Below are 25,413 nucleotides of genomic sequence, written 5' to 3'. Positions count from 1 at the left end.
CGAACCGCGAACCGCGAACCGCGAACCGCGAACCGCGAACCGCGAACCGCGAACCGCGAACTGTAGGAGCCCTGGGGTGCGGGGGCGGACGTGTTGTCCGGTCGTAGTCGCCTGTCCCCGCTGTCCCCGCCGGTGTCCCTGCCCTTCCTGCGGGTTCCGGTAGGCCCGGACGCCGAGCGCTGGCGCACCTTCCCGGCCGAGCGGACCCTCGTCGTCGCCGCCCGTACCGTCACCTCGACCGTGCGCGTGCTCGAATCGCTGCCCGCGCTCGTGCGTGACGACCCGCGGGTGAGCGTCGTCTTCGCCTACGACCCCACCTCCGCGTTCGCCTCGGGCGTGCTGGACCTCCTGCACGCCTCCGGGTGCCGGGTCATACCCTGGGAGCAGCTCGCGGGGATCCGGCCCGACCTGCTGCTCACGGCCAGCGAGAACCTGGAGATACCCGACGGCGACCACCCGGTCCTGGTGCTGCCGCACGGCGTGGGCTTCCAGAAGCGGGTGCCGGACTCGCGCGGCCCGCACGACCGGCTGTCCGGCCTGGTACCGGACGCCCTCCTCGAATCGGGCCGCGCCTGGCTCGCCGTCTCGCACCCGGACCAGGAGCGGCAGCTCCTCGCCGCCCACCCCAAGACCGCCGGCCGCACCCTCCTGCTCGGCGACCCCTGCTTCGACGATCTGCTGGCCGGCCGTGCGCACCGGCGGTCGTACCGCGAAGCGCTGGGGGTCGCGGAGGACCAGCGTCTCGTCGTCCTCAGCTCCACCTGGGGGCCCACCTCGCTCCTGGGCGCGCACCCCGACCTGCCCGTCCGGCTGCTCGGCGCCCTCCCCCGTGACACGTACCAGGTCGCCGCCGTGATCCACCCCAACGTCTGGTCGGCCCACGGCTCCTGGCAGATCCGGGCGCTGCAGTCCGCTGCCCTGGACGCGGGCCTGATCCTGGTGCCGCCGGTGCACGCCTGGCGCCCGGCGCTCGTCGCGGCGGACGTCGTCGTCGGCGATCACGGCTCGGTGACGCTGTACGGCGCCGCCCTCGGCACCCCGGTGCTGCTGGCGGCGTTCGGGGCCGACTCCGTGCCCGGAACCGCCGTACACGACCTGGCGGCCGCCGCCCCACGCCTCGGTCCGGGCGACGATCTGCGAGCGCGCGTCGAGAGCGTCGTACGGGAGCACACGCCCGACCGGTACACGGAGGTCGCGCGGCGGGCCTTCGACGCACCGGGGAGCGCGCTCGCGCGGCTCCGTACGGCCGTGTACGACCTGCTCGGCCTGCCCGAGCCGGCGACCGCGCCGCCGACGTCGCCTGGCCCGCCCGCGGCGGCCCTGGACGCGCGACCGGTCACCTCGTGGGTGGTGGTGACGGAGGCCGGGGACGAGGTGGTCTCGGTGCGGAGGTTCCCGGCGGCGGCATACGCGCTCACGCACGGCGGTCTGGATGCCGAGGAGCAGGCGGCGGGCCCGGCGGCCTCGTTCGCGCACCTCGCCTGCTCGGACGCCGAGCGGGACCGGGGGTTGCTGGAGAGCGCGTCGGTCGTCGAGCGGTCCGAGCATGCCGGGAGCCGGGCCGAGGCGCTGGCCTGGCTGCGCGGCACGCTCGCGGAGCTGCCCGGCGCCCTCCTGGCGGTGACGGCGGTGCGGGGCGGCGGGCATCTGGTGGCGCTGCGGGACGGACGGGTGGTGGAAGCGGCCGTGACCGGACCGGCGGCGCCGCCCGGACTCGTGGCGGCCGTCGTCTACGCGTATGTGCGGCAGGGCCGTGTGCCGGCCGACGCCCTGGTGACCCTGCGGATCGACGGAGTGCGGGACGAGGACGTGGTGCTGCGGGTGCGCCCGGCGCCGCCGCACGCGACCTGAGGACCGGCCGCCCGATCACCGCACACACGATCACCACCCCCGATCCCCCCGATCACCGCGCGCACGGTCAGCCGAGGGCCGCCAGCCGCAGGCGCAGCTCGTCCGCGAGCGGGTTGCCGCTCGCCTCGTGGATCTCCACGGCGCGGGTGAGCGACTGCCGCACCAGGCCGGGATCGTGGCCCGTCCGCTGGGCGAGGTCGGCGAGGGCCAGCAGTGCCCGCGCTTCGTAGTGGGTCGCGTGCTGGTCCCGCAGGGTGCCGGCCGCCGTGCGCAGCGCGTGGAATGCCGCTTCCTCGTGGCCCAGGTGGTCGTGGACGAGACCGAGGGCCAGCAGGGTCCGTGCCGCCATGCGGTGATCGGGTTCGGGGAGGTGCAGCAGAGCCTCGTGCGCGCCGGTGAGGGTGACCAGGGCGTTCGCGTGGTCGCCCCGGGCGTCCTGGGCGCAGCCGAGGAAGTGGGCGGCCAGCGCCTCGCCGCGCCGGTCACCGGCGAGGCGGTTGAGGTCGAGGCAGTAGCGGTACGTCTCGACCGTGCGGGCCGGGTCGCACCGGTCCAGGTGGCGGCCGAGGAATTCCTGGACGGACGCGCGCAGCAGGTGGTGGTCCGTGGTCTCGGCGAGGGCCACGGCGCGGTCCAGTTCGGCGCCGGCGCGGGCGTCGTCGCCGAGGTCCGTCAGGGGCCGGGAGAGCAGGCTGCGCAGGCGTGCCTCGCCGGCCACCGCTCCGGCCGCGGCGGCCGCCTCGGCGCCGAGTTCCAGGGACTCCTTCCACGCACCGAGGTAGCGGTGGTGCAGGAAGAGGACGGTGAAGGCCTCGGACAGCGGCCAGGCGATGTCGTGCAGACCGTGTCGTACGGCCGCGCGCAGCACGGCGAGGATCGCCGGGCACTCGGCGTCGAGCCAGGTCAGGGCGGAGGGGCGGCCGGCACCGGCGAAGGGGTCGGTGGCCCCGGTGAGCAGGCCGGCCGGGTCGGCGACGCGCAGGCGGTCGGCGCGTACCGCCCGGTCGGCGAGGGAGACGAGGGCGAGGTAGTGGGTGGCCACGCGTGCGACGAGGGCCGCCTGCTCCGCGGGCAGCTCCTCGGCCTCGGCACGCTCGCGGGCGTACAGGCGGACCAGGTCGTGCAGGCGGAAGCGGCCGTCGCGTTCGGTGTCCAGCAGGCTCGCGACGACGAGTTCGCGCAGCAGCCGCCGGGCGGTGCGGGTGTCGACGCCTGCGGCGGCGGCCGCGGTCCCGGCGTCGAACAAACCGGCCGGAAGCCAGCCGAGCAGGCGGAACATGCGGGCGGGGCCGGGCGGCAGCAACCGGTAGGACGGCCCGAGGACGGCGGAGACCGAGTGGGTGCCGCCGGGGAGGGCCATGCCGTCGAGCCGTTCGGTCTCGTCGTCGAGTTCGGCGGCCAGGTCGGCCATGGTCAGGGAGTCGTCGGTGAGCAGGCGGGCCGCGACGATCCGCAGTGCGACGGGGAGGCCGCCGCACAGGTCGACGAGGTGTGCGGCGGCGGCCGGTTCGGCGGCCACCGCTTGTTCGCCGCAGCGGTCGGCGAGGAGATGCAGCCCGCCCTCCGTGTCGAGCGGCTTCAGCGCGAGGAGGTGGGCTCCGTCGACGGCCACCAGTTCGCCCAACCTGCTGTGGCTGGTGACGAGGACCGTGCTGCCGGGGCCGCTGGGGATCAGGGGCCGTACCTGGGCGGGCAGGGTGACGTTGTCGATGAGGACGAGGATGCGGCGGTCACGGGAGGCGGAGACATAGCTGCGGGTCAGCTCGGCGAGCGTCGCCGGGACGTGTTCGTCACTGCCCAGCAGCGCCTTCAGGATCGCGGAGAGGGCCTGGGAGACGTCGGCGCCCATGGCCGCGCCGACGGCCGACTCGTCGCGGAGGGCGGCGTAGTCGACGTAGAAGAGGCCGTCGGGGAAGCGGTCCCGTTCCTTGTCCGCCCAGCGGCAGGCGAACGCGGTCTTGCCGACGCCGGGCAGACCGGCCAGCACGGCGAGGTTCACCCGGCCGGGTGCGCCGCAGAGGGTGTCCATCCGCTCCAGTTCGCTGACGCGGTTGCTGAAGCCGCCGGTCAGGGCGGGAATGTGATCAGGCCGGGTACCCGGACCGGCCGGCCCGGTGGACGAGACGTCGAAGGTGATGTCGTACGACGCGGTCGGCAGGAGGTCGGCCAGCAGCCGCCGCAGTTCCTCGGCCGCCTCGGGGTCCTCGCTCAGGATGGTGTGCAGGCGCCGTTCCCACGCGGCGGCGAGGCGGGGCGTCACCTCGTCCTCGTCGCCCCGCTGCCGGGCTTCGTCCAGCTCCTCCCGGGAGGCGTCCAGCTCCTCCTCCCCGGCGCCCCGGCGGGAGAGCCACCCGGTGAGCCGGCGTGTCCCCTGCTTGAGGTGTGTCCACCCGTCCGCGGCCATCAGACCGATCAGGGCCGTGGCCCCCTGCGCGGCGAGTGTCCCCAACTCGGCTTCCACCGGGCCCCCTTCACGTCGTCGGCCCCCACAGGGGGAGGCGGACCCCACGGTAGAAGGATCTTCGGCCGATTCCCAGTCCGCCTCGCCCGGAGGAGCCGGGAAAGCCTGGCCGCACCGGGCCGCTGTGCTACGCTTTCGGGGTTGCAGTTGTGGTACCCATGAACCTATGTGCGCCTGACGGGAATGTTTCTCCTTTGGGCGCATTATTTGTTTTCCGGCATCTCCGGATGGGGCCTCTGCCTACAGAAGGAGAAAGTCATGGCACAGGGAACCGTGAAGTGGTTCAACTCCGAAAAGGGTTTCGGTTTCATTCAGCAGGACGGCGGCGGCCCGGACGTCTTCGCCCACTACTCGAACATCGCCACCCAGGGCTTCCGTGAGCTGCAGGAGGGCCAGCGGGTCTCCTTCGACGTCACGCAGGGCCAGAAGGGCCCGCAGGCGGAGAACATCCTCCCCGCCTGATCGTCGGCGGCGTTTTCGCTCACCGGGGTTCGCACCTTGATGGTGCGGGCCCCGGTTTGCGCTGTTTCCAGGAAGGCAGATATCCGCATGTCCCGCAGGCCCCAGAAGTCGAACCGGCGCGCCTCGTCGCCGTCACCGTCCGCGTCGTCGCCCAGGGAATTCCGGCTGCCGGAAAACACGACGCCCGCGCTTCCCCCCGTCGAGGACTTCGCCGGTCTGGCGATGCCCGAGGCGCTGCTGAAGGCCCTCGCCGCCGAGGGTGTCACCACCCCTTTCCCCATTCAGGCCGCCACGCTGCCGAACTCGCTCGCCGGGCGTGACGTGCTGGGGCGCGGGCGCACCGGTTCCGGCAAGACCCTCGCGTTCGGGCTGGCCCTGCTGGCCCGCACCGCCGGGCTGCGGGCCGAGCCCAAGGCACCGCTCGCCCTCGTGCTGGTGCCCACCCGTGAGCTGGCCCAGCAGGTGACGGACGCGCTGGCCCCCTACGCCACGGCCGTGAACCTGCGCCTGGCCACCGTGGTCGGCGGGCTGTCCATCACCAAGCAGGCCGGTGCGCTGCGGCGCGGCGCCGAGGTGCTCGTGGCGACTCCGGGCAGGCTCAACGACCTGGTGGAGCGCGGGGACTGCGTGCTCGGCGACGTGCGGGTCACGGTGCTGGACGAGGCCGACCAGATGACCGACATGGGGTTCCTGCCGCAGATCACCAAGCTGATCCAGCAGGTGCGGGCCGACGGTCAGCGCATGCTCTTCTCGGCCACGCTGGACGCCAACATCGACCGTCTGGTGCAGCGGTTCCTGACCGACCCCGTCGTGCACTCGGTGGACCCGTCCGCGGGCGCGGTGACCACCATGGAGCACCACGTGCTCCACGTCCTGGACGAGACCGACAAGAAGGCCGTGACCACGCGCATCGCGGCTCGGGACGGCCGGGTCATCCTCTTCCTCGACACGAAGCGGTCCGCCGACCGGCTCGCCAAGCGGCTCCTGGCGGTCGGTGTCCGCGCGGCGGCGCTGCACGGGGGCCGCAGCCAGCCGCAGCGCAACCGCACCCTGGAGCAGTTCAAGAACGGGCAGGTCACCGCGCTGGTGGCCACCAACGTCGCGGCGCGCGGCATCCACGTCGACGACCTCGACCTCGTCGTGAACGTCGATCCGCCCGCCGACCACAAGGACTACCTGCACCGGGGCGGCCGTACGGCCCGCGCCGGGGGCTCGGGCAGCGTGGTCACACTGGTCCTGCCCGAGCAGAAGCGGGACGTCACCCGGCTCATCTCCGATGCGGGCATCCGCGCCAGGACGGCACGCGTCACGTCCGGCGACGCGGAACTGGCCACCATCACCGGCGCCCGTGAACCGTCCGGCGTGCCCGTCACCATCGAGGTGCCCCAGCCGGCCACCCTGCCCGCGCCCCGCCGGGAGCGGAGGGCCGGTGCCGAGCCGGGCAGGCGGTCCAGCCGCCGCCGCAGGGCCGGCGGTGCGGAGACGGCGGGCGGCGGCGGTACCGGTACGAGCGCCCAGGGCGCGGGCCGCCGGGGCGCGGCGGGAGCGAGGGACGAGGGCTCGGCGCGCCGGACTGGGGGAACGAGGGACCAGGGCTCGACGCGCGGGACCGCTGACGCCGCTGCCGCCGGGGTGGCCGGGGCCGCCCAGCCGTCCGCGGGCGGCGGGCGCGGCTCCGGCCGCCGGTCGGGGGCCGGCAAGTCCACGGCCGCGGCCGCCGGTGCGGCGGGCTCGGGCGGCAGCCGTTCCGGCCGTCGGACCGGCGGCGGTACGGCGTCCGGTGCGACCTCCGGTCGGCGGGCAAGCAGCGGTACGGCGTCCGGTGCCGCCTCCGGTGCCGGTGCGCGCTCTGGCTCTGGTGCAGGCTCCGGTGCCCGCTCTGGCTCTGGTGCAGGCTCCGGCTCCGGTGCCCGCTCCGGCTCTGGTGCAGGCTCCGGCTCCGGTGCCCGCTCCGGCTCTGGTGCCGCATCCGGCAGGGCCCGCCGCGCATCCGGCCGGCGTTCGGCGTCCGGCGGCGCCTGAGCCCCCGGCCTCGGGAGGTCCGGTGCGCCCGGTCCGCCCCCCCGGACGAAGCCGGGCGTACGGTGCTCGCCGCACTGACCCGGCCCCCACGGTGTGCGGCGCCGCCGAAAGGTGATTGGCTGTGCCGGTTCGCCCAACCGGTCCATCCATCCCAGGAAAGGTCCCAGCCATGAGCAACCCCGCCGCCCTCGAGTACAAGGTCGTCACCTTCCGCGAGTCGCTGATCGGCGACGCGCTGGACAGCGACAAGCTGGAGAAGGTTCTGAACAAGCACGCCGAGGACGGCTGGGCCCTCAAGGCGATCACGTCCGCCGACGTCAAGGGCCGTATAGGGCCCGGTGCGGTCGAGGGCCTGCTGCTCACCCTCGAGCGCCCGCGCCGCTGACGGCCGCGGTTCTGGCGGCACAGGGAGCGGGACGCTCCGCCGGCTCGTACGTACGGAACCTGTGCCGCCCCACCACGTAGGCACCCGCCGGTCGCGGCCGGGGCAGGTTCCCCGGCGAGCCCCGGCGCGGGCGGCACGCAAATGCTTCGACAGCGTCCCGCCCGGTCCGGCAGAGTGGCCGCCCGTGACGAGCAGTGAGCTGTGGACCCGCGCGAACGCCGACCGCTACGACGCCGAGGAGACCGAGATGTCCTCGGCCGCCGTCCTCGGGCCGACCGTCGACTTCCTCGCCGAACTCGCCGGAGACGGCAGGGCTCTGGAGCTGGCCGTCGGAACCGGGCGGGTGGGTGTCCCGCTCCGGGAACGCGGCGTACCGGTCGTGGGCATCGAGCTGTCCCCGCACATGGCGGCGGTTCTGCGGGGCAAGGTCGGCGAGGACACGCTCCCGGTCACCATCGGGGACATGGCCACCACCGTCGTCCCGGGCGAGTTCACCCTGGTCTACCTCGTCTACAACACCATCTCGAATCTGCTCACGCAGGACGAACAGGTCGAGTGCTTCCGCAACGCCGCACGTCACCTGGCCCCCGGTGGCCGCTTCGTCATCGAACTGGGCGTACCGCCCCTGCGGCTCCTGCCGCCCGGGCAGGTCGCGGTGCCGTTCGACGTGTCCGAGCGGCACCTCGGTTTCGACACCTTCGACCTGGTCGAGCAGCTCCTCGTCTCGCACCACCTCACCCGTGGTGACGACGGCCGCTACCGCCGCGACAACTCCCGTCACCGGTACGCGTGGCCGGCCGAGCTGGACCTGATGGCCCGGATCGCGGGGCTCGAACTGGAACGACGCGTCGCGGACTGGAACGGGTCACCGTTCGGCCAGGACTCGACGAAGCACATCTCCGTGTGGCGCAAACCGGTGTGAGGCACCGCTTCACACGCGCGCCGTCCGGGAGGTGATCCCCGGCCGTGGCTCCCGGCGGGCTGCGGGCGGTCGGGTACCGCTGTGCCGCACACTGGCACCTACCACTTGACCGACCAGGGATGGATCTCATGGCTGACCGGCCCTTGACGCTGATGGCAGTGCACGCTCACCCCGACGACGAGGCCACGGGCACCGGGGGCGTCTTGGCCCGCTGTGCGGCGGAGGGCATCCGCACCGTGCTCGTCACCTGTACCGACGGCGCGTGCGGCGACGGCCCCGGCGGTGCCAAGCCGGGTGAACCCGGGCACGATCCCGACGCCGTCGCCGAGATGCGGCGAGCCGAACTCGAAGCGAGCTGCGAGGTCTTGGGCATCAGTCACCTCGAAATGCTCGGGTACGCCGACTCCGGGATGATGGGCTGGCCGGCCAACACCGCGCCCGGCTCATTCTGGAGCACGCCCGTGGACGAGGCGGCCGCGCGGCTGGCCGAGCTGATGCGGCGTCACCAGCCTGATGTCGTCGTGACCTACGACGAGAACGGCTTCTACGGCCACCCCGATCACATCCAGGCCAACCGGATCACCATGGCCGCGCTGTCGCTCACCGGGATGGCACCGAAGGTGTACTGGACGACCGCCCCGCGCTCGATGATGCAGGAATTCGGGAAGATCATGCGCGAGTTCGGCGCGGAGTGGGAGGAGCCGGATCACACGGACCAGCCGGATCAGCCGGATCCTGCCGAGGCCGGAGCGATGCCCGAGATCGGCCTGCCCGACGAGGAGATCACCACGTGGGTGGACACGACCGAGTTCGGCGGCCAGAAGTTCGACGCCCTGGCCGCGCATGCCAGCCAGGGCGAGAACATCTTCTTCCTGCGAATGGGCAAGGAGAGGTTCACACAGCTCATGGGCGTGGAGACGTTCGTCAGGGTCCATGACACCACGGGCGCCCCCCTCCCCGAGAACGACCTCTTCGCCGGCCTGCGCTGAGCCCCGGCCGGCACCCGTCTTCCGCAGACTGAGAGGACCGGCTCAGCCCAGAAAGCTCAGCCGCACGTGACGGTCGGGGTTGTCCCGGTTCGTGTCGACCAGGCACACGGACTGCCAGGTGCCCAGTTCCAGGCGGCCCGCGATCACCGGGAGTGTGGCGTGCGGGGGGACGATCGCGGGGAGGACGTGGTCGCGGCCGTGGCCGGGGCTGCCGTGGCGGTGCTGCCAGCGGTCGTCGGCGGGCAGGAGGCTGTGCAGGGCGGCAAGGAGGTCGTCGTCGCTTCCCGAGCCGGTCTCGATGATCGCGATGCCTGCGGTGGCGTGCGGGACGAAGAGGTTCAGCAGGCCGTCGCGCCCGGCCGCCGCCTCGCTCAGGAAGTCCTCGCAGTCCCGGGTGAGGTCGACGACCCGCTCCCGGGAGCCGGTGGCGATGTTCAGCGTGCGGGTGGTGAAGGCATCGGACATGTCCTCATCCTCACCCATGGGCGGGCTTTCACACGCCGCGGCGCCGGGAAGATCCACGGACGGCCGCTGGTTGGTAGAAGCGTGAACGAAACGCGTGAGGTCGAGGCAGTCGTCATCGGCGCCGGTCAGGCCGGGCTGGCCGGCGCCTACCACCTGCGGCGCACCGGTCTCGTGCCGGAGCGCGACTTCGTGGTCCTCGACCACTCCCCCGGCCCGGGCGGCGCCTGGCAGTTCCGGTGGCCGGCACTGACGTACGGCAAGGTGCACGGGATGCACGCCCTGCCCGGCATGGAACTGACGGGCGCCGATCCGGACCGGCCCTCGGCCGAGGTGATCCGCGAGTACTTCGACCGGTACGAGAAGGCCTTCGGGCTGCGGGTACGGCGCCCCGTGCGGGTGCGCGCCGTGCGCGAGGGAGACGGCGGACGGCTGCTCGTCGACACCTCGGACGGCATGTGGTCGGCGCGGGCACTTGTCAACGCCACCGGCACCTGGGACCGCCCGTTCTGGCCCCGCTATCCGGGCCAGGAGTCCTTCCGCGGGAGGCAACTGCACACCGCGCAGTACGCGGGACCGGAGGAGTTCGCCGGGCTGCGGGTCGTCGTGGTGGGCGGCGGCGCGTCCGGCACCCAGCATCTGCTGGAGATCGCCCCGTACGCGGCGTCCACCACCTGGGTGACGCGGCGGCCGCCGGTGTTCCGGGAGGGCCCGTTCGACCAGGAGGCGGGACGAGCGGCGGTGGCGCTGGTCGAGGACCGGGTGCGGCGGGGGCTGCCGCCGAGGAGCGTCGTCTCGGTCACCGGGCTCCCCCTCACCGACGCCGTACGGCAGGGGCTGGCGGACGGGGTCCTGGACCGGCAGCCGATGTTCGAACGGATCACTCCGGACGGGGTGGAGTGGGGCGACGGGCCGGACGGCCGGCGGGTCGCCGCCGACGTCATTCTGTGGGCTACCGGCTTCCGGCCCGCGCTCGGCCATCTGGCGCCGTTGGGACTGCGGGAGCCGGGCGGCGGGATCCGCGTGGAGGGGACCCGCGCGGTGCGCGATCCCCGTGTCCACCTCGTCGGCTACGGGCCGTCCGCCAGCACCGTCGGTGCCAACCGCGCCGGACGCGCGGCGGCCCGCGACATCAGGAAACTACTGGCCGCGGAGCCGCTGGCGGCCGCGTGAGGGCCCACGACCGTCACGGCCGAGGGACGTCACGACGTGACTCCGACGGGCGGGACGGCCGACGGACGGACCGGCCCACGTAAATGACCGCCGACGGGTGGACGCCATCCACGGGCATGGCGGTCGGCGGGCATGACGGCCGACCGGTCGGCGCGGCGCCGGCCGGAAGCGCCGGGCCGCCCCTCGGCGAGCGCCCGTCACCGTCCCGGTGAGGCCGTCGGGGTCCGGGGAGCAGTGGCACTGGGGCTCTGTGTCTGCGGCTGGTGCCGGGCGTTGAACTCGGCCACGTTGCGCATGTGCTGCGCGTAGTCCGCGGTGAAGCGGGTGTCGCCCGGCTTGACCGTGACGAAATACAGCCAGTCGCCCGGCGGCGGGTTCAGCGCGGCCGCCATCGCGTCCTCACCGGGGTTGTCGATGGGGGTGGGCGGCAATCCCATCCGCTGGTAGGAGTTGTACGGGCTCTCGATCCGCGTGTCGTCCGTGCTGGTGTTCACGGTGCTGCGGTTGAGCGCGTAGTTGAGGGTGGAGTCCATCTGCAGGGGCATGCCGCGCTGCAGGCGGTTGAGGATGACGCGGGCCACCTTCCCCATGTCGGCCTTCGTGTCGGCCTCGGCCTGGACGATGCTGGCGATGGTGACGGTCTGGTAGAGGTCCATCGGGTTCTGCTGTGCCCCGGCCGCGACCGGCGCCGCGCTGAACTTCTGGTTGGCGGTGTCGACCATGGACCGCAGCATCGACTCGGGCGTCGCACCCTTCGGGACGGGATACGTCGCCGGGAAGAGGTAGCCCTCCGGGTTGCCCTCGGCCTCGCCGGGCAGCTTCAGGCCGGCCTTGCCCACGGACTTGCGGGTGCTGCCCGGCGGCAGTTTCAGGGCCTTGTCGACGGCGTCGTAGATCTGGCCCGCGCGCCAGCCCTCCGGGACGACGAGGGTGACCGGTTTCGCCACCTCACGCGGGGTGTTGTGCACGGTCAGCAGCGGCACCGCCACGGCGGTGCCGGCCAGGACGGCGCCGGCCACGGCGAGGACGAGCTTGCCCCGGCGCGTCAGGCGCATCGTGCCGCGTGGCGGAGTGTTCATCTGCATGCGGGCACGGTAACGCGCACATCGTCACAAACCCGGCATATCGTCTGCTCGTCAGCTCGCCGGTTCCAGTCTCGCGTCCCGGCGGACCAGGGCCGCGTACCGGCCGTCCCGCTCCAACAACTCCTCGTGCGTGCCCCGTTCGGCCACCCGCCCGGCGTCGAGGACGACGATCTGGTCGGCATCGCGGACGGTGGAGAGACGGTGGGCGATGGTGAGAGTCGTCCGGTTGGCCGACAGGGCGTCGATGGCGTCCTGGACGGCGGCTTCGGTGCGGGTGTCCAGGGCGCTGGTGGCCTCGTCGAGGATGAGGACCGGCGGGTCGCGCAGAATGGTGCGGGCTATCGCCAGACGCTGCTTCTCGCCGCCGGAGAAGCGGTGGCCGCGCTCGCCCACCACCGTGTCGTAGCCGTCGGGCAGCGCGGCGATGTGGTCGTGGATCTGGGCCGCCCGGGCCGCCGCGTGCAGTTCCTCGTCGGTGGCGTCCGGCTTGGCGAAGCGGAGGTTGTCGGCGACCGACGCGTGGAAGAGGTACGTCTCCTGCGAGACGACGCCGACCGCGCGGGCGAGAGTGCCGAAGTCGAGGTCGCGCACGTCGACGCCGTCCAGGGTGACCCGGCCCCCGGTGACGTCGTAGAGGCGGGGCACCAGGTACCCGAGCGTGGACTTGCCCGCTCCGGTGGGGCCGACGAGCGCCAGGCTGCCGCCCGCCGGAACGGTGACGTCGATGCCTGCGAGGACGGGGCGCACCGGCGCGCCGCCGCTCTCGGTGTCGTAGCGGAACTCGACGCCCTCGAAGCGGACCTCGCCCTTGACCTCGTCTAGGTGGACGGGCCGCTCGCGTTCGGTGATGTCGATCGGCAGGTCCAGGTACTCGAAGATGCGCTGGAAGAGCGCGAGGGAGGTCTGGATCTGGACGCCGGTCGCCAGAAGGCTCACGGCCGGGCGGAACAGGCCCTGCTGGAGCGAGACGAAGGCGACGATCGTGCCGAGCGAGACCTGCGGGCCGCCGAGATGGAGGGCGAGGCCCGCGGTCCAGTAGATGACGGCGGGCATCGCGGCCATCACGATCGTGATCACGGCCATGCGCCAGCGGCCGGCCATGTTCGAGCGCACCTCGAGGTCGACCAGGCCCTCGGACTCCTCGGCGAAGGATCTGGTCAGGGAGTCGGAGCGGCCCATGGTGCGGCCGAGCAGGATGCCGCTGACGGACAGCGACTCGGTGACCGTCGCGGCCATCTCGGCCATCTGCTTCTGCCGCTCGGTGGTGATCTTCTTGCGTTCCCTGCCGACACGGCGGCTGATCCACACGAACACCGGCAGCAGGACCAGCGAGACGACGGTGAGCCGCCAGTCGAGCGCGATCATCGCGACGATCGTGGCGACGACGCTGGTGATGTTGGAGACCAGGGAGGTGGCGGTGGAGGTGACGGTCGCCTGCATGCCGCCGATGTCGTTGGCGATGCGGGACTGCACCTCACCGGTGCGGGTGCGGGTGAAGAAGGCGAGCGACATGCGCTGCAGACGGCCGTAGACGGCGGTGCGCAGGTCGTGCATGACGCGCTGGCCCACGGTCGTGGAGATCAGCGTCTGGAGCACGCCGAAGACACTGGAGAGGACCGCGCTGAGGATCATGCCGAGCGCGAGCAGGCTCAGCAGGCCGGTGCGGCCCTGCGGGATGGCGACATCCAGGATCTCCTTCAGCAGGAACGGCGTCGCCACCGAGACCAGCGACGAGGCGCCTACCAGCACGCCGACGACGGCGAGGCGGCCGCGATAGGGGCGGAAGAGCCTCAGGATGCGGCGCACCTGCCGGGGCTGCTCCCCGGCGTCGGCGGGCGGTGTCCAGGAGGTTTCACGGTCGGGATGCATGGGCTCCTACGGGAATGCGGGCGTCGGCACGAGGACGGCCGGCGATGACTGGCGGATCGTAGCCCATTGTTACCTATACTCACAATGAACGGCATCCTGATATTGTTCCCGCATGACCACCCCCGACCCCGACAGCGTGCTCGCCGAGCAGTTGCTGCGGCTGACCCGCCGGGTGCACCGCATCCAGAAGCGCCATCTGGAACGTCGCGACCTGGGCGTCACCCCGGCCCAGTCCCGTCTGCTGCGCACCCTCGCGCACTACGGCGCCGCCCCGCGCATGGCCGACCTGGCCGAGCACCTGGAGGTGGTGCCGCGCGCGGTGACGACTCTGGTCGACGGGCTGGAGGCGAGCGGCAAGGTGCGGCGGGTGGCCGACCCCACGAACCGGCGCGTGACCCGGATCGAGCTGACCGACGAGGGCCGCGCGACCCTGCGGGAACTGCGCGGCGCCCGCCGGTCGGCGGCCGAGGAGATCCTCGCACCGCTCTCGCAGGAGCAGCGGACGGTGCTCGGCGGCCTGCTGGAGGCGCTGATCGACGGAGAACTGGCCAAGCGCTGCTGAGAGTGCCGGACCGGCACCCCGTCCGGCCCGCGCGGGCGGGGTGCCCCGGCCCAGGCTCCGCCGAGCACCGGTCCGTGCGTCTCAGCAGCGGCGGAGGTCCTGCGTGAGCGCTCCTTGCGCGGTGCTCAGTGTGTGGTCGTAGCAGCCGTCCGAGCCGTAGTCGCGGTACCGCTCGCTCGATGTGCCGACCGCGTGCCGCTGGTCCCGCGGGACGTCCAGCGTGAACGCGGCGTCGCCGGTGTAGGTGTCGTCGAGCCAAGACCACGCGGTGCGCCGGCCACCGGCACGCTCGTCGACCGCCGCCCGGTCGCCGAGGGTCAGCACGGTGCGCAGCCGGTTGTCCGTGCCGAGGGTGATGGTGCCGTTCAGGGTGTAGGTGAGGTGCGTGCGGGTGGTCCGGGGCACCTGCTTGCCCGACCCGTGCCCCGCCGGATACCGGGCTCCGGGGCCGCCGACGGTGACCGCCTCGTCGTCGGTCCAGGTGGCATCGAGTCCGTCCGTGTTCTCGCCGTCCGTCCAGCGGTGCACGGAGATGTCGGCCAGCGTCCGGGTGACGGTGGTGGTCACCCGGCCGTGCGAGGTGTCGAGGTAGCCGGCGGTCGTGAGCCGGTGACCGGCCCGGGTGTCCACGCGGTTCTCCGTACCGGGCGTGTACGTCGACGCGTTGGCGAGGTCTCCCGCCCGGTCCTCGGTGAGCCCGCCCGTGACGCGGGCGTGGTGGGCGTCCTGCCAGACCAGGACGTTCACCGGGGTGCTCCACCCGGCCTGTCCCGCGGGCACGCCCACGACGGAGACCTCGACGCGGTGCGCGCGGCCGTCGTTCAGGAGCCCGGCGAACGGCGTGAGGTCGTAGGTGAGGGGCTTGACGTCGAAGGCGCGCGGGGCCGGGACGACGTACCAGAGGAAGGGGTTGGACCAGCCGCCGGTCCACACGTTCGGGAACGGCGAGGCGATTCCCGCCAACTGCCCGTCGACCTTGATCTGCACCTCGCGGTACGGCCCGTGGGCGGCCTTGCAGGAGTACGACGCCGGGTCGGCCACTGTCAGGTACCAGAACTCCTCGCAGCCGCCGCCGGATCCGGTGGCGTACACCTCGGCGACGATGCGTTCGCTGTTGCGCGGCGTGGTGAGGGTGGTGCCGTCGGGGGTGTCGGCGAGGGTCAGGACGCGGTCGGGCGCGGGGGCCTCCGGGTGGCCCGCGTAGAAGGTCAGGGTCGCCTTGACGTCGATCACACCGGTGTAAGTGTCGTTCACGACGTTGCCGATGAGCATCTCGACGTCCTGGGCGCTGCGGAAGGTGTCGCTGTAGCGGGTGACGTCCTTCTCGACGTGCCAGGCGATGCCGTCCGCCGACGGTTCGGGCGTGGAGGTGCGCAGGATCTCGACGCCGCCGACGTGCAGGTAGCCGAGCCGGTCGTACTGACGGCCCTTCACCGAGCCGTCGAGGCGCAGGACGACCTTGCTCCAGTGGTCGCCGCAGCCGCGCGGCGGTGTGTACGTGCCGCGGTAGGGGGTGAAGTCGCGGAACTGGACGTCGGCGAGAGTGATGCTGCAGGACTTGGAGTGCGGCCGGTCGACGGGCGGGGCGGCGGTGACCGGGTCGTGCCAGTCGGTACCGAACTCTGCCGGCGGGTCGGCCGGCGCGGGGCTCGCCGAGGCGGCGACGGGGTGCCCGGCCCGACCGGTCGCGGCATGGGCGGACGCCGCCTGGGCGGACGCTGCATGACCGGGCGCTGCCTGTGCGGTCGCGGAACCGGTGCCGAGGAGGGCGCTCGCCAGGAGGGTCGCTCCGGTAAGCATGGACATGACTATCCGACTTCTCATGGGCGGTGTTCTACGGCGAACAGGGCCACCACCGCAATGAGGCGTCCGGCGTCACGGCCCGGACGGGTGCGCCGAGAGCCCGGTCAGGCGTCCAGTTCCCGCCTGTCCCCCATCACGATCACCGGGTGGCGGGCCGGGTCGAGCGTCCGCAGCAAGTACCGCATGGCGTCCTCGGAGAGCCCGACACAGGCCGAGGTGCCGCCGCCGTGGTCCAGGTGCAGCCAGATGCCGCCACCCTTGGCCGCACCCCAGGGAAGCGTGCCGTCGTGCGGCGGGGTGCCCTTGACGCGGTTGTAGTCGATGGCGATGACGTAGTCGAAGTCGTGCTCATGGGTCTCGCCCCACGCGGCCGGGGGCGTGTAGGCGTCCTCGTCCTGGTCGTACGGCAGTTTGCTGCCCGGATCGTCGAGGACGCCGCCCGCCGCGGACAGGGTGTACACGCCGACGGGGCTGCGCTGGTCGCCCATACGGTGATCCGTGGTCCAGCCCTTACGTCCGTTGTGGGCGGGCCAACTGGCCTCCGGCCGCCAGGTGGTGCCCCGCCGGGAGTACAGCACGACCGTGGAATCGGCCGACTTCCGGTTCTGGCCGTAGACGGTCACGACCTGGCCGGCGTCGGCGGGAATCCGCCGGTACAGCCGGTCGCCGACGCCCGGGATACGGGTGGGGTCACCGGTGGGGGCGCTCGACACGGTGGCGCCGTGGGCGGGTTCGGCGCCCGGACCGGCGGTGCCGGCGGCGCCGCTTTCCGCTCCGCCGCACCCCGAGAGACAGGCCACCAGGGTTCCCAGGGCCGCCGCCGCGGCCGCCGCACGCCGCACACTGTCGATCTGCACCCGTCCATGGTGGCATTACAGACCGGTCGATTGTGCGAAGTTTTGGACATTCGTCGTGTCGGCGGGCACGGCCTTGGGGCGCGTCGGCCGGCGCGGCGTGCGCTGTCGGCGGGCGACGGGCGACCGGCGGCGGGCGACCGGCGATTCCACGCCGGATCACGGAAAACCGTTTGAAATTCACCGCTCCGCGAGGCGAACCTTTCTCTTCCCCTTCGTTCACCCACGTTCTTCCGTTCGCGGTTCTTCCATTCCCCGTTCTTCCGTTCGCCGCTCCTGAACTGAGACGAGTCCCTGGGACGTCATGCAGATCCAAGACCTTCCGTATCCCGACCCGGGCCTGCCGGACGCACGTTCCGGGCCCAGATTCCTGTGGTGGCTCTGGCGTAATCAGCTGGGCGGCCAGCTCAAGTCGCTGGCGTGGGGCCTGCTCCATTTCGTCTCCGTCTCCGCGCTGCCCTTCTGCGTCGGTCTGGCCGTCGAGGCCGTCCTCGACCGCTCGGGCTCCCGGCTCGCCCTGACAGGTGCTCTGATGGCCCTGTGCGGGGCCGGTATCGCCGTGGGCGACACCTTCCTGCACCGCACCGCGGTCACCAACTGGATCACCGCCGCGGCCCGCGTGCAGCAACTGCTCGCGCGCAAGGCGGCCCAGCTGGGGTCCGCGCTGACCCGGCGCGTCGCGGCCGGCGAGGTGGTGGCCGTGTCCACCGGTGACGTGGAGAAGATCGGCTGGTTCGTCGAGGCGGTCTCCCGGTTCACCGCGGCCGCGACGACGGTCATCGTGGTCTGCGTCGCCCTGCTCCTCTACCAGCCCGCGCTGGGCGTGCTCATCGCCGCCGGCCTGCCGGTGGTGGCGCTCGCCGTCCTGCCCCTGCTGCCCCGGGCGACGCGCCGCGCCGACGTCCAGCGCGAGAAGGCGGGCCGTGCCACCGAGCTGGCCTCGGACACCGTCGCCGGTCTGCGGGTGCTGCGCGGCATCGGCGGTGAGGAACTGTTCCTCGCCCGCTACCGCAGCGCCTCGCAGGAAGTACGGCACGCCGCGGTCCGCAGCGCTCGGATGTGGTCGCTCATCTCGGCGATCCAGGTGCTGCTGCCCGGGCTGCTGCTGATCGCCGTCGTCTGGCACGGCATCGGTTTGGCCCGCGCGGGCCGGATCACGGTCGGCGAGCTGGTCACCGTCTACAGCGCGGTGATGATCCTCAATTATCCGCTGCGTCACTTCGAAGAGATCGCCATGGCCTACTCCTTCTCGCGGCCCTCCGCCAAGCGGGCGGCCCGCGTGCTGTCGCTGGACCGGTCCACGGACGCCGGAGGCTCCCGCGCACCCGAGGTGCCCGGGGGTGAGCTGTACGACCCGGCCACCGGTCTGCTCGCACCGGCCGGGCGGCTCACCGCCGTGGTGTGCGGGGACCCGGACGCCGCCGGCCGGCTCGCCGAACGGCTGGGCGGGCACCCCCGGGAGGCGGGCCCTTCGGTTCTGCTCGGCGGGGTGCCGCTGGACGAGCTCCCCCTCGACTGCGCCCGCACCGCGGTCCTGGTCCAGGACAAGGACCCGGTGCTGCTGTCGGGCACGCTGCGCGACCTGCTCGACGTGCCGGCCTCCGGTGCCGTGCGGGCCGAGGACGCCCTTGCGGCCGCCCAGTGCGACGACGTGCTGGAGGCGCTCGTGCAGGGCTCGCTCGGCGCCGCCGACGCGATGGACTCCCGCATCACCGAACGCGGTCGCTCGCTGTCCGGGGGCCAGCGGCAGCGGCTCGCGCTGGCCCGGTCCCTCGTGACGGACCCCGAAGTGCTCGTCCTGGACGAGCCGACCTCCGCGGTCGACTCGCACACCGAGGCACGGATCGCGGAGGGCCTGCGACAGCTGCGGTCGGGGCGTACGACGGTCGTGTTCACCTCCTCGCCGCTGCTGCTCGACCACGCGGACCGCGTCGCCCTGGTCCACGAGGGCGAGGTCGTGGCGGTCGGCGCGCACCGCGAACTGGTCGCCACCGAGCCCCGGTACCGGGCCGTGGTGACGCGGGAGACCGAGGGCGAACTCGGCGTGACGGACGACGGACTCGGCTCGGCGGACACGGCCGGCGGGGACGCCCTGCCGGCCGGTCTCGGCGAGCTGGCAGAGATCGAGGAGAGCGCATGATCGGCGTCGCACCACCGGCGTACGACCCGGCGGCCCCGACGACCGCCACCACCCTGCCCGTCGGTGCCGCCGCGACGGTGCGCGCCTACGTGGCCGAGCTGTTCCGCCGACACCGCCGGCCCTTCCTGCTCCTCGTCGGCGTCAACACCGTCGCCGTGGTCGCCTCGATGGCCGGCCCCTACCTGCTCGGCGACCTGGTCGAGCGGGTGTCGGACCGGGCCCGGGAGCTTCATCTCGGCCTGACCCTGGGGCTGTTCGTGCTCGCGCTGGCCGTGCAGGCCGTATTCGTACGGCAGGTGCGGCTGCGGGGCGCGATGCTCGGCGAGCGGATGCTGGCCGACCTGCGTGAGGACTTCCTCGTGCGCTCCGTCGGGCTGCCGCCGGGCGTGCTGGAGCGGGCGGGCACGGGCGACCTGCTGTCCCGCATCACCACGGACATCGACCGGCTGGCCAACGCCATGCGGGAGGCCGTGCCCCAACTGGCGATCGGTGTGGTGTGGGCACTGCTGCTGCTGGGCGGCCTGGTCGTCACGGCACCGCCGCTCGCGGCCGCCGTCCTGCTGGCACTGCCGGTGCTGGTCGCGGGGTGCCGCTGGTACTTCAAGCGGGCGCCCGCCGGATACCGCTCCGAGGCCGCCGGCTACGCCGCCGTCGCCGCCGCGCTCGCCGAGACGGTCGATGCCGGGCACACCATCGAGGCGCACCGGCTCGGCGCCCGGCGCATCGCCCTGTCGGAGCAGCGGATCAAGCAGTGGACGGCCTGGGAGCGCTACACGCTGTGGCTGCGGTCCGTGCTCTTCCCGGTCATCAACGTCACCCACGTCACCGTCCTCGGCTCGGTGCTGATGGTGGGCGGTGTGTTCGTGCTGCACGGCTGGATCGGGGTCGGGCAGCTGACGACGGGCGCGCTCATCGCCCAGATGCTCGTCGACCCGGTGAACCTGATCCTGCGCTGGTACGACGAGGTGCAGGTCGCCCAGGTGTCGCTGGCCCGGCTGGTCGGCGTGCGGGAAATCGAAGCGGACACCGGGGCGGCCTCGCCGGCCCCCGAGGGCCGGGAGGTGCACGCGGACCGGGTGCACTTCGCCTACCGCGAGGGCGTCGACGTGCTCCGCGAGGTGTCGCTGCGGGTCGCCCCGGGCACCCGCCTCGCCCTGGTCGGCCCGTCCGGCGCGGGCAAGTCCACCCTGGGCCGATTGCTCGCGGGCATCTACGCGCCCCGGGACGGCCGGATCACCCTGGGCGGTGCGGAACTGTCCCGGATGCCGGCGGAACGTGTCCGCTCGCACGTCGCCCTCGTCAACCAGGAGCACCATGTGTTCGTCGGCTCGCTCCGCGACAACCTGCTGCTGGCCCGGACCGACGCGTCCGACGCCGAACTGTGGGCGTCCCTGGGCGCGGTCGACGCGGACGGCTGGGCGCGGGCGCTGGACGCCGACCTGGACACCGAGGTGGGCTCCGGCGGGCTCGCGTTGACCCCGGCGCAGGCCCAGCAGATCGCGCTGGCCCGCCTGGTGCTGGCCGACCCGCACACGCTGGTCCTGGACGAGGCGACGTCCCTCCTCGACCCCCGGGCGGCCCGTCATCTGGAACGCTCCCTGGCCCGCGTCCTCGACGGCCGCACGGTCGTCGCCATCGCCCACCGCCTGCACACCGCCCACGACGCCGACGTGATCGCCGTCGTCGAGAACGGCCGCATCACTGAGCTGGGCAGCCATGAGGAGCTGGTGACGACGGACGGCCCGTACGCGGCGCTGTGGCGGTCCTGGCACGGGTGAGGCAGGGGGCGCCCCCGTCCGCGGGCGCGGGGCGCCTCGCGCGGGAGGGCCGTCCGGGGGCGTGCGGGTGGCGGGCGGCTGCTGGCCGGACCGGGCATGTGCGGACGGCAGCCGGTGGGCCGAGGGCGTGCGGGTGGCCGCCGGCCGGGCCGGGGCGGTGTCCCGGGCCGGGCCCGGGTTCCTGCCGTTGCGCGGTGGTGAGCTCGGGTGGAAGGCTGGAAGGCGGCACCGGTTCGGGGGCGCCGGGGAACCGTCCGGTTCGCGCGGCGTGCGTCCCGGGCCGGGCGTGCCGGCGGCCCGCCGCCCCGTTCCGGGGCATGAGGCCGTCCTCACCAGCTGGAGGTACCCGTGGACAGCGCCGACGGATGGGGAGACGACGTATACCAGCCCGATACGTCCGAGATCCGGGAGGACTCGGGTGTCCTCGACGTGGAGGACACCCTGGACACCGACGGTGTCTCCGACCCCCTCGACCGGGGCTGGTCCCCTCCCGAACGGCCGTGGGCGGTGGAGCACACCGGTGTGACGGCGCGCGAACGCCTGACCGGGGAGACCCTGGACCAGCGGCTCGCCGAGGAGCTTCCGGACGCCGCGGTGCCGGACGGCGACGGCATCGGTGACTGCGACGGCACCGACGGGGAGCCGCTGGACAACGAGGTCGGCCACCTCCGCTCCGGCCGGCTCGTCGCCCCCGACGAGGGCGCCCACGAGGACGAGGAGAGCGCACTCGTCGCCACCGACGTCGGCATCGACGGGGCGGCGGCCTCCGCCGAGGAGGCCGCGATGCACATCGTCGACGAGGACAGCGTCTCCGGCTGAACCGGGCCTCCCCCGCCCTACCGCACCGCCCGAGGAGCCGCCATGCAGCAGGACAAGCACCCCGACTACCACGCGGTGGTCTTCCGCGACCGCGCCGCCGGCTACGCGTTTCTGACCCGTTCCACGGCGCGCAGCGAGCAGACCATCGAGTGGGACGACGGCCACAGCTACCCGGTCGTCGACGTGGAGATCTCCTCCGAGAGCCACCCCTTCTACACGGGCAAGGCCCGCACGGTCGACACCGAGGGACGTATCGCCCGTTTCGAGCGCCGCTACGGCGGCGCGGATCCGGGCGACGCGACCTGACCGCGGGCGGCGAATCAGATCACGTTCAGGGCCGCCGCGCAGCCCCAGCCGCCCAGCAGCATGAACACGGGCATCAGCACCTTCAGCTCCACCCAGCTGCCCGCCCGGAAGCGCATGCCCTTCGGCGGGCCCAGGGGGTGCCAGCGCCTGCGGCCGAGCGGGATCGGCCACAGGATGGGGCAGCCGGAGACGGTCAGCGCGTCCCCGATGTCGTGCACCAGCGCGCCCAGCACGATCGGCAGCCCCAGCCACAGGTACTCCTGCCCGGGCGCGGTGAACAGCCAGTCGGAGCCGTTGCCCGGCTTGTCCAGGACCCCGGCGAGGATCCAGGCGCTGGTCGCCGCCAGCAGCCAGACCAGGATGTCGCTGCTGGAGCCGCGCGCCGCACGCCACAGCAGACCCTCGATCGCCAGCACCATGTGCACGAACAGGATCGCCAGCACCGCCCAGCGGCCTCCGGCGATCGCCGCCGCGGAGCAGCCCCCGCCGATGAGGACCGCCCACACCCAGGTGTGGGTCAGCGTGCGGTGGCCGCCGGAGCGACGGGGGTCCCCCGGCTTCCTGGTCGCCTTGTAGACGGCGTACGACAGCTTGTCGACGATCTCGCAGACCCAGCGGGAGAGGGGGCCGAAGGCCCGGGAGATCGTGGCCGCCTTGTGGTCGAGATCCGGGGCGAGGGCGGCTCCGGCGCAGATCAGGGCGCCGACGAGCAGCACCGGCCAGGGCATCGGATGCCCGGCCGCGGCCGCCGCCGCTCCGACGCCCAGCCAGGCCGCGGCGCCCGACAGTGAGTGTGCTGGTCCCATCATGGCCGCTTCCCGCCCCATTCCTCGTGTGCCGCTGTCCAGTTGACCGGGTGCGTTGACGCTCCGTCGGCGACACAGCGTAGCTGCCGTGATCTTCGGGCCCGCAGCCGATTCCCCCCTTGACCGGGAGGGCAGGCAAGATGGGGGCGTGACCCTCATCGATCAGCTGCCGCCGACCGCCGACCCCGACGCCCTGTACGAAGCCTTCGAGTCGTGGGCCCAGGAGCGCGGTCTCACCCTCTATCCCCACCAGGAGGAGGCGCTGATCGAGGTGGTGTCCGGGGCGAACGTGATCGTGTCGACGCCGACCGGCTCCGGCAAGAGCATGATCGCCGCGGGCGCCCACTTCGCGGCGCTGGCCCGGGACGAGGTCACCTTCTACACCGCGCCGATCAAGGCGCTCGTGTCGGAGAAGTTCTTCGAGCTGTGCAAGCTGTTCGGCACCGAGAACGTCGGGATGCTCACGGGTGACGCGTCCGTGAACGCCGACGCGCCGGTGATCTGCTGCACCGCCGAGGTGCTGGCGTCGATCGCGCTGCGCGACGGGAAGCACGCGGACGTCGGCCAGGTGGTGATGGACGAGTTCCACTTCTACGCGGAGGGCGACCGGGGCTGGGCCTGGCAGATCCCGCTGCTGGAGCTGCCGCAGGCGCAGTTCATCCTGATGTCGGCCACGCTGGGCGACGTCTCGTTCTTCGAGAAGGACATCACCCGCCGCACCGGTCGTCCGACGGCGGTGGTCCGCTCGGCGACCCGCCCGGTGCCCCTCTCCTACGAATACCAGCGCACGCCGCTCACCGAGACCCTGACCGACCTGCTGCAGAGCCGGCAGGCACCGGTCTACATCGTGCACTTCACGCAGGCGCAGGCCGTGGAGCGGGCGCAGGCGCTGATGAGCATCAACATGTGCTCGCGCGAGGAGAAGGAGCAGATCGCCGATCTGATCGGCAACTTCCGCTTCACCACCAAGTTCGGCCGCAACCTGTCCCGTTACGTACGGCACGGCATCGGTGTCCACCACGCCGGCATGCTCCCCAGGTACCGGCGCCTGGTGGAGAAGCTCGCGCAGGCGGGCCTGCTGAAGGTCATCTGCGGCACCGACACCCTCGGCGTGGGTGTCAACGTGCCGATCCGCACGGTGCTGTTCACGGCGCTGACCAAGTACGACGGCAGCCGGGTGCGGACGCTGCGGGCCCGCGAGTTCCACCAGATCGCCGGCCGGGCCGGCCGGGCGGGCTTCGACACCGCGGGTCTTGTCGTCGCGCAGGCGCCCGAGCACGTCATCGAGAACGAGAAGGCTCTGGCCAAGGCGGGCGACGATCCGAAGAAGCGCCGCAAGGTGGTCCGCAAGAAGGCTCCGGAGGGTTTCGTCGCCTGGTCCGACACCACCTTCGAGAAGCTGATCGCCGCCGAGCCGGAACCGCTGTCCTCGCGGTTCCGGGTCACGCACACCATGCTGCTGTCCGTCATCGCCCGGCCCGGCAACGCCTTCGACGCGATGCGTCATCTCCTGGAAGACAACCACGAACCGCGCAAGCAGCAGCTGCGGCACATCCGGCGGGCGATCGCGATCTACCGCTCCCTGCTGGACGGCGGGATCGTGGAGAAGCTCGACACGCCGGACGCCGAGGGCCGCATCGTCCGCCTGACGGTCGACCTCCAGCAGGACTTCGCGCTGAACCAGCCGCTGTCCACGTTCGCACTCGCCTCGTTCGAGCTGCTCGACCCCGAGTCGCCGTCGTACGCGCTGGACATGGTGTCGGTCGTCGAGTCCACCCTGGACGATCCGCGGCAGATCCTGGTCGCCCAGCAGAACAAGGCGCGCGGCGAGGCGGTGGCCGCGATGAAGGCGGACGGTGTCGAGTACGAGGAGCGGATGGAGCGCCTCCAGGACGTCACGCACCCCAAGCCGCTGGAGGAACTGCTCTTCCACGCCTACGACACCTACCGCAAGAGCCACCCCTGGGTCGGCGACCACCCGCTCTCCCCCAAGTCGGTCGTCCGGGACATGTACGAACGGGCCCTGTCGTTCACGGAGCTGGTGTCCTTCTACGAGCTGGCCCGCACCGAGGGCATCGTGCTCCGCTACCTCGCGAGCGCCTACAAGACCCTGGACCACACGATCCCGGACGACCTCAAGTCCGAGGATCTGCAGGACCTGATCGAATGGCTCGGCGAGATGGTGCGCCAGGTCGACTCCAGTCTGCTGGACGAGTGGGAGCAGCTGGCGAACCCGGAGGAGATGACCGCCGAGGAGGCCCAGGAGAAGGCCGACGAGGTCAAGCCGGTCACGGCCAACGCGCGCGCCTTCCGGGTCCTGGTCCGCAACGCGATGTTCCGCCGCGTGGAGCTGGCGGCCCTGGACCAGGTCGGGGAACTGGGCGAGCTGGACGCCGAGGCCGGCTGGGACGCCGAGGCGTGGGGCGCGGCGATGGACAAGTACTGGGACGCCTACGAGGATCTCGGCACCGGCCCGGACGCGCGGGGCCCCAAGCTGCTGGTCATCAAGGAGGAGCCGGAGAACGGGCTGTGGCGGGTCCGGCAGATCTTCGACGACCCCAGCGGCGACCACGACTGGGGCATCAGCGCGGAGATCGACCTGACGGCCTCCGACGCCGAGGGCCGTGCGGTCGTCCGTGTCACCGAAGTCGGCCAGCTGTGAGC

19 protein-coding genes and 1 pseudogene are annotated in these 25,413 nt (G+C 72.7%); 13 read left to right on the top strand and 7 right to left on the bottom strand.

Annotated elements, in window-relative coordinates:
• The first annotated feature begins 93 nt into the window (after positions 1-93).
• Complete coding sequence (locus DBP14_RS31405) at positions 94-1,851, top strand: hypothetical protein (protein WP_241741084.1); 1,758 nt, start codon at positions 94-96, stop codon at positions 1,849-1,851.
• A gap of 67 nt (positions 1,852-1,918) precedes the next feature.
• Here DBP14_RS31405 and DBP14_RS31400 read toward each other — a convergent pair whose 3' ends face one another.
• Positions 1,919-4,312, bottom strand: a complete 2,394-nt coding sequence (locus DBP14_RS31400) for an NB-ARC domain-containing protein (protein ID WP_129310883.1) — start codon at positions 4,310-4,312, stop codon at positions 1,919-1,921.
• A gap of 258 nt (positions 4,313-4,570) precedes the next feature.
• Between DBP14_RS31400 and DBP14_RS31395 the strand changes: the two genes are divergently transcribed.
• The 5 genes from DBP14_RS31395 to DBP14_RS31375 all read left to right on the top strand — a co-directional run bounded on the left by DBP14_RS31395 (position 4,571) and on the right by DBP14_RS31375 (position 9,092).
• Complete coding sequence (locus tag DBP14_RS31395; RefSeq protein ID WP_129310881.1) at positions 4,571-4,774, top strand: cold-shock protein; 204 nt, start codon at positions 4,571-4,573, stop codon at positions 4,772-4,774.
• An 87-nt stretch (positions 4,775-4,861) separates the two neighbouring features.
• The gene (locus tag DBP14_RS31390; RefSeq protein WP_241741083.1) at positions 4,862-6,796 is read left to right on the top strand and encodes a DEAD/DEAH box helicase; all 1,935 of its coding nucleotides are present in this window, start codon (positions 4,862-4,864) and stop codon (positions 6,794-6,796) included.
• A 169-nt stretch (positions 6,797-6,965) separates the two neighbouring features.
• Positions 6,966-7,181: a DUF4177 domain-containing protein gene (locus DBP14_RS31385; RefSeq protein ID WP_129310879.1), complete on the top strand. Its 216-nt coding sequence runs from the start codon at positions 6,966-6,968 to the stop codon at positions 7,179-7,181.
• A 184-nt stretch (positions 7,182-7,365) separates the two neighbouring features.
• Positions 7,366-8,103 carry a class I SAM-dependent methyltransferase gene (locus tag DBP14_RS31380; RefSeq protein WP_129310877.1) on the top strand — a complete coding sequence of 246 codons (738 nt, stop codon included), beginning with the start codon at positions 7,366-7,368 and terminating at the stop codon, positions 8,101-8,103.
• A gap of 128 nt (positions 8,104-8,231) precedes the next feature.
• Positions 8,232-9,092: a PIG-L family deacetylase gene (locus DBP14_RS31375; RefSeq protein WP_129310875.1), complete on the top strand. Its 861-nt coding sequence runs from the start codon at positions 8,232-8,234 to the stop codon at positions 9,090-9,092.
• Between the two features lie 42 nt (positions 9,093-9,134).
• On the opposite strand, the gene DBP14_RS31370 is transcribed toward DBP14_RS31375, so the two are convergent.
• Positions 9,135-9,557: a secondary thiamine-phosphate synthase enzyme YjbQ gene (locus DBP14_RS31370; RefSeq protein ID WP_129310873.1), complete on the bottom strand. Its 423-nt coding sequence runs from the start codon at positions 9,555-9,557 to the stop codon at positions 9,135-9,137.
• Positions 9,558-9,638: 81 nt separating this feature from the next.
• Between DBP14_RS31370 and DBP14_RS31365 the strand changes: the two genes are divergently transcribed.
• On the top strand, positions 9,639-10,727 hold the full coding sequence (locus DBP14_RS31365; RefSeq protein ID WP_129310871.1) for an NAD(P)-binding domain-containing protein: 1,089 nt from the start codon (positions 9,639-9,641) through the stop codon (positions 10,725-10,727).
• A 197-nt stretch (positions 10,728-10,924) separates the two neighbouring features.
• On the opposite strand, the gene mltG is transcribed toward DBP14_RS31365, so the two are convergent.
• Together mltG and DBP14_RS31355 are read right to left on the bottom strand one after the other, a co-directional pair.
• Positions 10,925-11,812, bottom strand: a complete 888-nt coding sequence (gene mltG / locus DBP14_RS31360; protein WP_129310869.1) for an endolytic transglycosylase MltG — start codon at positions 11,810-11,812, stop codon at positions 10,925-10,927.
• Positions 11,813-11,863: 51 nt separating this feature from the next.
• A complete protein-coding gene (locus DBP14_RS31355; protein WP_129310867.1) occupies positions 11,864-13,681 on the bottom strand; it encodes an ABC transporter ATP-binding protein in 1,818 nt (605 codons plus the stop codon).
• A gap of 112 nt (positions 13,682-13,793) precedes the next feature.
• On the opposite strand from DBP14_RS31355, the gene DBP14_RS31350 reads away from it, so the two are divergent.
• The gene (locus DBP14_RS31350) at positions 13,794-14,243 is read left to right on the top strand and encodes a MarR family transcriptional regulator (protein WP_129310865.1); all 450 of its coding nucleotides are present in this window, start codon (positions 13,794-13,796) and stop codon (positions 14,241-14,243) included.
• Positions 14,244-14,324: 81 nt separating this feature from the next.
• Here the strand turns inward: DBP14_RS31350 and DBP14_RS31345 are convergent.
• Together DBP14_RS31345 and DBP14_RS31340 are read right to left on the bottom strand one after the other, a co-directional pair.
• Positions 14,325-15,881: pseudogene (locus DBP14_RS31345) on the bottom strand (peptide-N4-asparagine amidase); the annotation flags it as partial.
• Positions 15,882-16,150: 269 nt separating this feature from the next.
• The gene (locus DBP14_RS31340; protein WP_129310861.1) at positions 16,151-16,903 is read right to left on the bottom strand and encodes a L,D-transpeptidase family protein; all 753 of its coding nucleotides are present in this window, start codon (positions 16,901-16,903) and stop codon (positions 16,151-16,153) included.
• 301 nt (positions 16,904-17,204) lie between these two features.
• Between DBP14_RS31340 and DBP14_RS31335 the strand changes: the two genes are divergently transcribed.
• The 4 genes from DBP14_RS31335 to DBP14_RS31320 all read left to right on the top strand — a co-directional run bounded on the left by DBP14_RS31335 (position 17,205) and on the right by DBP14_RS31320 (position 21,943).
• Positions 17,205-19,040, top strand: a complete 1,836-nt coding sequence (locus DBP14_RS31335) for an ABC transporter ATP-binding protein (RefSeq protein ID WP_241741082.1) — start codon at positions 17,205-17,207, stop codon at positions 19,038-19,040.
• Positions 19,037-20,818, top strand: a complete 1,782-nt coding sequence (locus DBP14_RS31330) for an ABC transporter ATP-binding protein (protein WP_129310859.1) — start codon at positions 19,037-19,039, stop codon at positions 20,816-20,818. The genes DBP14_RS31335 and DBP14_RS31330 overlap by 4 nt, the downstream gene beginning before the upstream one ends.
• A gap of 348 nt (positions 20,819-21,166) precedes the next feature.
• Complete coding sequence (locus DBP14_RS31325) at positions 21,167-21,637, top strand: DUF5709 domain-containing protein (RefSeq protein ID WP_129310858.1); 471 nt, start codon at positions 21,167-21,169, stop codon at positions 21,635-21,637.
• Positions 21,638-21,679: 42 nt separating this feature from the next.
• Positions 21,680-21,943, top strand: coding sequence for a type B 50S ribosomal protein L31 (locus DBP14_RS31320; protein WP_129310856.1), 264 nt, complete (start codon positions 21,680-21,682; stop codon positions 21,941-21,943).
• A 14-nt stretch (positions 21,944-21,957) separates the two neighbouring features.
• Here DBP14_RS31320 and DBP14_RS31315 read toward each other — a convergent pair whose 3' ends face one another.
• Complete coding sequence (locus DBP14_RS31315; RefSeq protein WP_129310854.1) at positions 21,958-22,752, bottom strand: metal-dependent hydrolase; 795 nt, start codon at positions 22,750-22,752, stop codon at positions 21,958-21,960.
• Between the two features lie 145 nt (positions 22,753-22,897).
• Here DBP14_RS31315 and DBP14_RS31310 point away from each other — a divergent pair, with 145 nt between their 5' ends.
• A complete protein-coding gene (locus tag DBP14_RS31310) occupies positions 22,898-25,411 on the top strand; it encodes a DEAD/DEAH box helicase (RefSeq protein WP_164992445.1) in 2,514 nt (837 codons plus the stop codon).
• Positions 25,412-25,413 lie beyond the last annotated feature (2 nt).

Source organism: Streptomyces sp. L2, assembly GCF_004124325.1.
In the GTDB taxonomy this organism is placed as follows: domain Bacteria; phylum Actinomycetota; class Actinomycetes; order Streptomycetales; family Streptomycetaceae; genus Streptomyces.
Note: the sequence above shows the minus strand (reverse complement) of the source record. Positions and strands in the feature narration are given on the sequence as shown.